Raw genomic sequence first — 6,967 nt, 5'->3', positions numbered from 1 at the left:
TAAAACACCAAATATGGTATATAAATTATCAGCGTAAATTCAATTTTAACCTGTAGCCATATTTCAGGACTAGACATGCTGAAACAAACATTCGAACTAATATGAAAATTATAAAACTTAGACTTTTCAATTTTAAAAAATTCGAATATTTAGAAATAGATTTCAGAGATAATTTAAATGTTTTAATTGGAGACAATGAATCTGGAAAAAGTTCAATTTTATTAGCAATTGACTTAGCTCTAAGAGGTAGCAGAAACCGAATTGAATCTGAAGGATTAGATTTATTATTTAATTCCAAATGTATAGAAGATTTTTTTCTTACTAATACTTACGAAACTTTACCAAAACTCAAAGTTGAATTATATTTTGACAACTTAGGCGATAAAGACAAATATTATGGAAGAAACAATACACTTAAAACTGACCATTTTGGACTTTCTCTGATTTGTGAACCAAGAGATGAATTGAGCAAAGATATTGCAGAAATCTTAGCACAAGGAAAACGAAACTTTCCCTTTGAATACTATTCCATTGCCTTTCACAAGTTTTCTGGAGACCCATATTTAAGTTTTAAAAAAGATTTTAAGCATATACTATTAGACAACACTCTAATCAATAATGATTATGCTACAAATCAATACATAAAGACCTTATACGACAGCAATGTAACTTTATCAGAAAAGAACAAGCATTTAAACGAATATCGTAAATATAAAAATGACTATAGAGAGACAATTCTTGCTGACGTAAATAAAAAAACTGGCGACTATCAATTTGGAATTAAAAATGATAAGAAATCTAATCTAGTTACTGACTTAACAATAACAGAAGAAAACATTGACATTCAAAACAAAGGAAAAGGTCGTCAATGCTTTATCAAAACAGAATTTGCATTACAAAAAAATCAAAATGAATTAGATTTCGTCTTATTGGAAGAACCTGAGAATCATCTAAGTCATTTGAATATGAAAAATCTAATTGCTCGAATAAATGATTCAAAAAACAAACAAATTTTTATAGCAACTCATAGTAACCTAATCAGTTCAAGGTTAGACCTAAGGAATACCATTTTACTAAATAGTAATAGTTCTATTTCAATAGACCTCACTAATTTAGAGGACTCAACTGCGAACTTTTTTATGAAAGCACCAGATAATAATATCTTGGAATTTATTCTATCTAAAAAAGTCATACTAGTTGAAGGAGATGCGGAATTTATTCTATTAGAAAGGTTTTTTGAAATAACTACAGGCAAAAAACCTAATGATTTAGATTCTCATATAATTTCAGTTGACGGAACTAGTTTTAAAAGATATTTGGAAATTTCTAAACTGCTTAAAATCAAAACAGCAGTCATTAGAGACAATGACAAGAACTATCAAAAGAATTGTGTTGATAGATATTCCAAATTTACTGCACCAAACATTCAGGTATTTTCTGAGAAAGATAATGCTCTCTCAACATTTGAGATTTCAATGTTTAATACCAATACACAAGTTTGTAACGACTTATTTTTACCTGCAAGGAAAACAAGAACTGTCCAAGAATTTATGCTCGATGAAAAAGCCGAATGTGCATTTGAACTATTAGATAAAAAAAGTGCGGAACTTAAAGTTCCTAACTATATCAAGGAAGCGATAGAATGGTTGATAAAAAATTAATCTTAGCTGTTGCAGGTTCTGGAAAAACAACCAATCTAATTGACAAACTAAATCTAACTGAAAGGTTTTATTTGGTTACTTATACAATTACAAATGCCAGCTTAATTAGGAAAAGGATTATCAAAAGATTTGGTTATTTACCAAACAACATACAAGTATTTACTTATTTCAATTTTTTATATAGTTTCTGTATTAAACCCTTTCTATTCTACAAGTATAATCTTAAAGGAGTTTATCTTGACAACTCGCCTGAATTCACCAATTATTTAAAGAATTCTGATATAAAAAAATATATAAGCAAGAGTGGTTATGCATATCATAATAGATTAGCCAAATTAATCGAATTTGAGAATTTAATTGAAGATGTTAAATTAAGACTTGAAAAATTCTGCGACCACTTCTATTATGATGAAGTACAAGACTTAGGAGGTCACGATTTCAATTTTATAATGGAATTATCAAAATCAAAAGTAAATTTCCTTTTTGTAGGCGATTTCTACCAACATACTTATGTAACAAGTTTTGATAGAAATGTGAATGCAAATTTACACAAGGATTATACAAAATACTTAAAAAAGTATGCAGATTATAATATTACAATTGACTTAGATACTTTAAGTAATAGTTGGAGATGCAGTCCCACAATTTGTAATTACATAACCGATAACTTAAAAATTCAAATAGGTTCACATAGAACTGACGAAACATTGATAGAATTAATTGAAGATAAAGAAGTCCTTACCGAAAAGCTAAAAGACGATGCAATAATAAAACTTGTATATATTAATGCTAGCAAAAGAGATTTTACGGCTAAAAATTGGGGAGAATGCAAAGGAGAAGATGATTTTATAGACACTTGTATAATAATGAATAAAACGACTTATGGGTTGTACAAGAAAGGAAAATTGGCTGAATTAGCGAACAGAACTAAAAATAAATTATATGTTGCTCTTTCAAGGACAAGAGGAAACTGTTATTTAGTTAGTGAGAAACTATTGGAATAAAGCACAGTTTACAACAACGTGTATAATTCATTGCTAGTTATTGCCTACTTACGAAAGTCCTCGCGGACTTTCTATCTGTGATTTATTTGCTAACTTTAGTGCTTAAACACGCAACGAAATCATACACAAACACGTTGTTCCTAATGCTAGAAAAATAGAAGTCACATTAGAATTTTGTACCTTTGAGAAATGGAATATTGGGAAGAAATAAATAGTAAACTAAAACCTTGGATTGACACTGATTTGAATAAAACAGTAGTTGATTTATTTGCAGGTTGTGGTGGACTTTCCCTTGGATTTGAAGCTAATGGATTTAAAACCATTGGCTATGAAATGGATGAAAATGCCGCAAAAACATATAACGAAAATTTAATTGGAGAATGTTTCAATCAAAAACTGACAACTGAAACTATTTATCCAAAAGCCGATATTGTTATTGGAGGACCACCTTGCCAACCATTTAGTGTTGGAGGAAAACAACTTGGTTTAAAAGATTCTCGTGATGGATTTCCAATTTTCCTATCAGCAATTAAGCAATTAAATCCAGAATTCCTTCTATTCGAGAACGTTCGTGGAATGCTATACAAAAATAAATGGTATTTAAAAGAAGTTATTGAAGAACTTGAGAAATTAGGGTATTATGTAAATTACTCTCTATTAAATGCAAAAGACTATGAAGTCCCGCAAAATAGAGAAAGAGTTATTGTTATTGGTTCTAAAAAGAAAAATAGATACCCTAAAAAAATAAATCGAAAAGTTACAGCAGGCGAAGCTTTAGGAGAATTAGCTTTTCAGTTTGACGAAAATTCAAAATTTTTCACAAAATCTATGGATGAGTATGTTGCCAAATATGAAAAAGCTTCAAAATGCGTAAACCCTAGAGATTTGTATTTAGATAGACCTGCTCGAACTTTAACCTGTAGAAATTTGGCTGGAGCTACTGGAGATATGCATAGAGTTAGATTAAAAGATGGAAGAAGACGTAGAATCACAGTTAGAGAAGCTGCGAGACTTCAAAGTTTTCCTGATTGGTTTAATTTTATAGGCACACAGACACATCAATACAATCAAATTGGAAATGCAGTAGCACCAAATTTTGCTTACCATTTAGCTTCTAGTATTAAGGACTATTTGACAAATGATTTAACATATTTAATAACGGAAAACGAACAATTCAAACTATTCGAGAATGAAGCAATATATCAGTCCAGATAAATCAAAAACATTTAAACAAAAAAGCCGACAAATTCAGGAACTGATAAACACTACGTTATATATTTTAGATTGTTTTGGAATTCCTATAGATACAACACCAAGAAGATTAGAGAGAATGGCAATTGCTTTTTTAGCTACTGCTGATATTAAAAACATAGCTGAATTCAAATCTATTAAGGATTTTAATAGTGGATATTCTTTAAAGACAAGAGATGTAATTAATTACGTCAATTTAAATTTTGGAGAAAACATTAGTTCAGGTTCTTATGATGATATAAGGAGAAAAGACTTAAAACTACTTACTGTTGCAGAGGTTGTTTTAAGGTCAAGTCCAAATTCTGCAACAAATGATTCTACACGTGGATATTGTGTTAACCCTCTTTACGCAGAACTTATAAAAAATTATGGTAATGAAAATTGGGAAAAACTTGTTAATAAAAAACTTCAAGGTATTGAACCTTTAAATCAAAAACTAAAAAGACAAAGAGAAATACAACGAGTTAATGTGACTTTACCTTCTGGAGGAAAACTTGAATTTTCTGCTGGAGAACATAACGATTTACAAAAGGCAATAATTGAAGACTTTTTACCTAGATATGGTTTTGGAGCAGAAGTTTTATATGTCGGAGATACTTCAGACAAATATTTGCATTTAGAAACTAAAAAGCTCGAAGAACTGAATTTCTTTGAAATATCTCACGAAGAATTACCTGATGTCATTGCGTTTTCAAAACAAAAGAATTGGCTTTATCTAATTGAAGCAGTTCATTCATCTGGACCAATTAGTGAAATAAGACTTTTGCAACTTGAAAAATTAACGAAGAATTGTAAAGCTGATATTGTCTATGTAACTGCTTTTTTAGATAGACCAAAGTTTCGGAAATTTATGGCTGATATAGCTTGGGAAACTGAAGTTTGGATTGCTGATAATCCTGACCATATGGTTCACTTCAATGGAGACAAGTTTCTTGGACCATATAAAGAATAATGCACTAGGCACAACACCGTGTATAATTCATTGCTAGTAAAGGCTTACTTACGAAAATTCTCGCGGATTTTTAATTTGGTTTGTATTTGCTAAATTAGTTGCTAAAAACACGCAACGAAACCATACACAATCACGTTGTACAACATTACCGAAGCCCAATATGAAACTTAAAAGTATATTCTTAATTCTAGTAATATTCACCTTTATAAGTTGTAACGAAAAAGAAAATAAAACAGAAATAAATGATAATACAATAGCGGAATCTGATGTTGAAACAATTGACACTCTAAAACAAAAAGAATCGGAACCTAAAGTAATTGCACCTAAAGGAACTCAAATCTTTCAAAACAGCGAAAAATTATATGATTTAGATTGGGGAAATGGTTACATTCTTAAATCTATTGAAGTTACAGAATGTGATAACTCAGTTGACGGAAAAGATGATTTTGCTTTGGATAAAAAGGTTCAGAATATAATAATCAAGGAAGATTCTTTTATAATTAGTTTTAAAGTTGTTGGAAATTGCTGTTCCAAATTTCTATGTGAAGCGGAATTGAATAATAATACGCTGAATATTATATATCAGGCATTTGGATCTCATTGTTCTTGTAATTGCATTTTTGACATGACTTATAAATTTAACTTCAATGAAAGTTTTGACAGAATAAACGTTGAAAGGACTGAAATAAAAAATATAATTCTAAACGGAGATTTGGAATCTAAAACTGAATTTAAATAACGTTGTACAACAAAGTATAAAATTAATGCTTGGGTCTGTGCTTAAACCAGCGATTAGTCCTGTTTTGCTACATCTGATTTTCCTGCGGAAAATCATCGCGCACAAAACCGCACTAATCTTATACATAAACGTTATGCACAAGTGTGGAAAATCACCCCAGTCATTACAATCAACAACACAACAGTTAAATGGACGAAAATTTCAATTTCTACGAATTAGATGCCGAAAGTAAAAAAGGAGTGCTTGAAGATTATTATGGCAGAGGAGAATGCATCCTTCAAACAAGTGGTATGTGTGGCGAGATATTTGTTTTCGACCAAGGTGTAAATACAACTCCCCGATATTCTTGCATTAAGCTACCTAAACCGATTGGAAATACTTCAAAAGAAGAAATAGAAAGACGATTTATAAGAGAGTTAGAACTTCAATTATCCTTCTATTACAATAAATATGTCCATTGGGCATTTGACTTTGACAGTGTGTTTAATGTACCTGTCGCATCTTTTAGGTATTGGGGAAATGATTTAAATAATCTCATTGAAAGAAATCAACCAAGTCAAGTCACTAAACTATCCCTGCTTATCTATACTTGTATTGGTTTAAAACACTGTTATGACAAAGGACTAATTGCTCATCAAGATTTAAAGCCAGCAAATATTTTTATTCAAAATATCAAAAATGATTTTGTTGGTCTACCTGACTTAGATATATATGATTTTGTAAAAATTGCTGATTTTGGACTTGCTAACGCTTTCAAGGATTACAATTTCTTTGGTGGTTCAAGACCTTATATGGCACCTGAACAATGGAATGAAAACCAATTATCTCAAGCTACAGATATTTTTGCTTTGGGAGTTATATTTTTTGAATTAATAACTAATGGGCATCATCCTGTTGGCATAAAACTTAGAGACTTTTGGCCCATACCAAAAAATGAAAACAGTAAAAAATGGACTAGGCCCGCAGGGTGGAAAAAATGGATTGAAGATGGTTGTGAAATTGTATTATCGGAAGATATTACTGTTGACAAAGAAAGCTTAGTTTTTATAAAAAAAATGCTCAATGTTAATCCTCTTCAAAGACCAAGTATTGATGATACTCTCGATTTCTTACTTAATCAATTAAAAAACATCTGCGGAAAAAGCCATTCTCAAGTAGAATTTCTAATTGTTCATTTTGAGAAACAATCCTCTCAATTTGTAAATTTAGAAACTGATTGGCCATATCTCTACAAGAAATGGAATGAATTCAAAAAGACTTATGAATAATAAAAACCAGTGCATAACAAAGTATAAAATTAATGCTTGGGTCTGTGCTTAATCCAGCGATTAGTCCTGTTTTGTTACATCTGATTTTCCTG

At 30.4% G+C, this 6,967-nt stretch carries 6 protein-coding genes; all 6 read left to right on the top strand.

Features of this window, described 5'->3' with window-relative positions; all coding sequences use genetic code 11:
- The first annotated feature begins 101 nt into the window (after positions 1-101).
- The 6 genes from Q0739_RS14445 to Q0739_RS14420 all read left to right on the top strand — a co-directional run bounded on the left by Q0739_RS14445 (position 102) and on the right by Q0739_RS14420 (position 6,875).
- On the top strand, positions 102-1,661 hold the full coding sequence (locus Q0739_RS14445; RefSeq protein WP_298239446.1) for a TOPRIM nucleotidyl transferase/hydrolase domain-containing protein: 1,560 nt from the start codon (positions 102-104) through the stop codon (positions 1,659-1,661).
- Positions 1,643-2,665: a DNA helicase UvrD gene (locus Q0739_RS14440; protein WP_298239445.1), complete on the top strand. Its 1,023-nt coding sequence runs from the start codon at positions 1,643-1,645 to the stop codon at positions 2,663-2,665. The genes Q0739_RS14445 and Q0739_RS14440 overlap by 19 nt, the downstream gene beginning before the upstream one ends.
- A 189-nt stretch (positions 2,666-2,854) precedes the next feature.
- Positions 2,855-3,880 (top strand): DNA cytosine methyltransferase, encoded by a 1,026-nt coding sequence (locus tag Q0739_RS14435; protein ID WP_298239444.1) that lies wholly within the window; start codon positions 2,855-2,857, stop codon positions 3,878-3,880.
- The gene (locus tag Q0739_RS14430) at positions 3,855-4,868 is read left to right on the top strand and encodes a BsuBI/PstI family type II restriction endonuclease (RefSeq protein ID WP_298239443.1); all 1,014 of its coding nucleotides are present in this window, start codon (positions 3,855-3,857) and stop codon (positions 4,866-4,868) included. The genes Q0739_RS14435 and Q0739_RS14430 overlap by 26 nt, the downstream gene beginning before the upstream one ends.
- Before the next feature lie 160 nt (positions 4,869-5,028).
- On the top strand, positions 5,029-5,607 hold the full coding sequence (locus Q0739_RS14425; protein WP_298239442.1) for a hypothetical protein: 579 nt from the start codon (positions 5,029-5,031) through the stop codon (positions 5,605-5,607).
- Between the two features lie 188 nt (positions 5,608-5,795).
- Positions 5,796-6,875 carry a protein kinase gene (locus Q0739_RS14420; protein WP_298239441.1) on the top strand — a complete coding sequence of 360 codons (1,080 nt, stop codon included), beginning with the start codon at positions 5,796-5,798 and terminating at the stop codon, positions 6,873-6,875.
- Positions 6,876-6,967: the final 92 nt, after the last annotated feature.

This window comes from uncultured Algibacter sp. (assembly GCF_947487605.1).
Lineage (GTDB): Bacteria > Bacteroidota > Bacteroidia > Flavobacteriales > Flavobacteriaceae > Algibacter_D.
Note: the sequence above shows the minus strand (reverse complement) of the source record. Positions and strands in the feature narration are given on the sequence as shown.

Coding starts and splice junctions, on each gene's coding strand:
- Q0739_RS14435 (WP_298239444.1), top strand. CDS start 2,855: ATGGAATATTGGGAAGAAATAAATAGTAAACTAAAACCTTGGATTGAC.
- Q0739_RS14445 (WP_298239446.1), top strand. CDS start 102: ATGAAAATTATAAAACTTAGACTTTTCAATTTTAAAAAATTCGAATAT.
- Q0739_RS14430 (WP_298239443.1), top strand. CDS start 3,855: ATGAAGCAATATATCAGTCCAGATAAATCAAAAACATTTAAACAAAAA.
- Q0739_RS14440 (WP_298239445.1), top strand. CDS start 1,643: ATGGTTGATAAAAAATTAATCTTAGCTGTTGCAGGTTCTGGAAAAACA.
- Q0739_RS14425 (WP_298239442.1), top strand. CDS start 5,029: ATGAAACTTAAAAGTATATTCTTAATTCTAGTAATATTCACCTTTATA.
- Q0739_RS14420 (WP_298239441.1), top strand. CDS start 5,796: ATGGACGAAAATTTCAATTTCTACGAATTAGATGCCGAAAGTAAAAAA.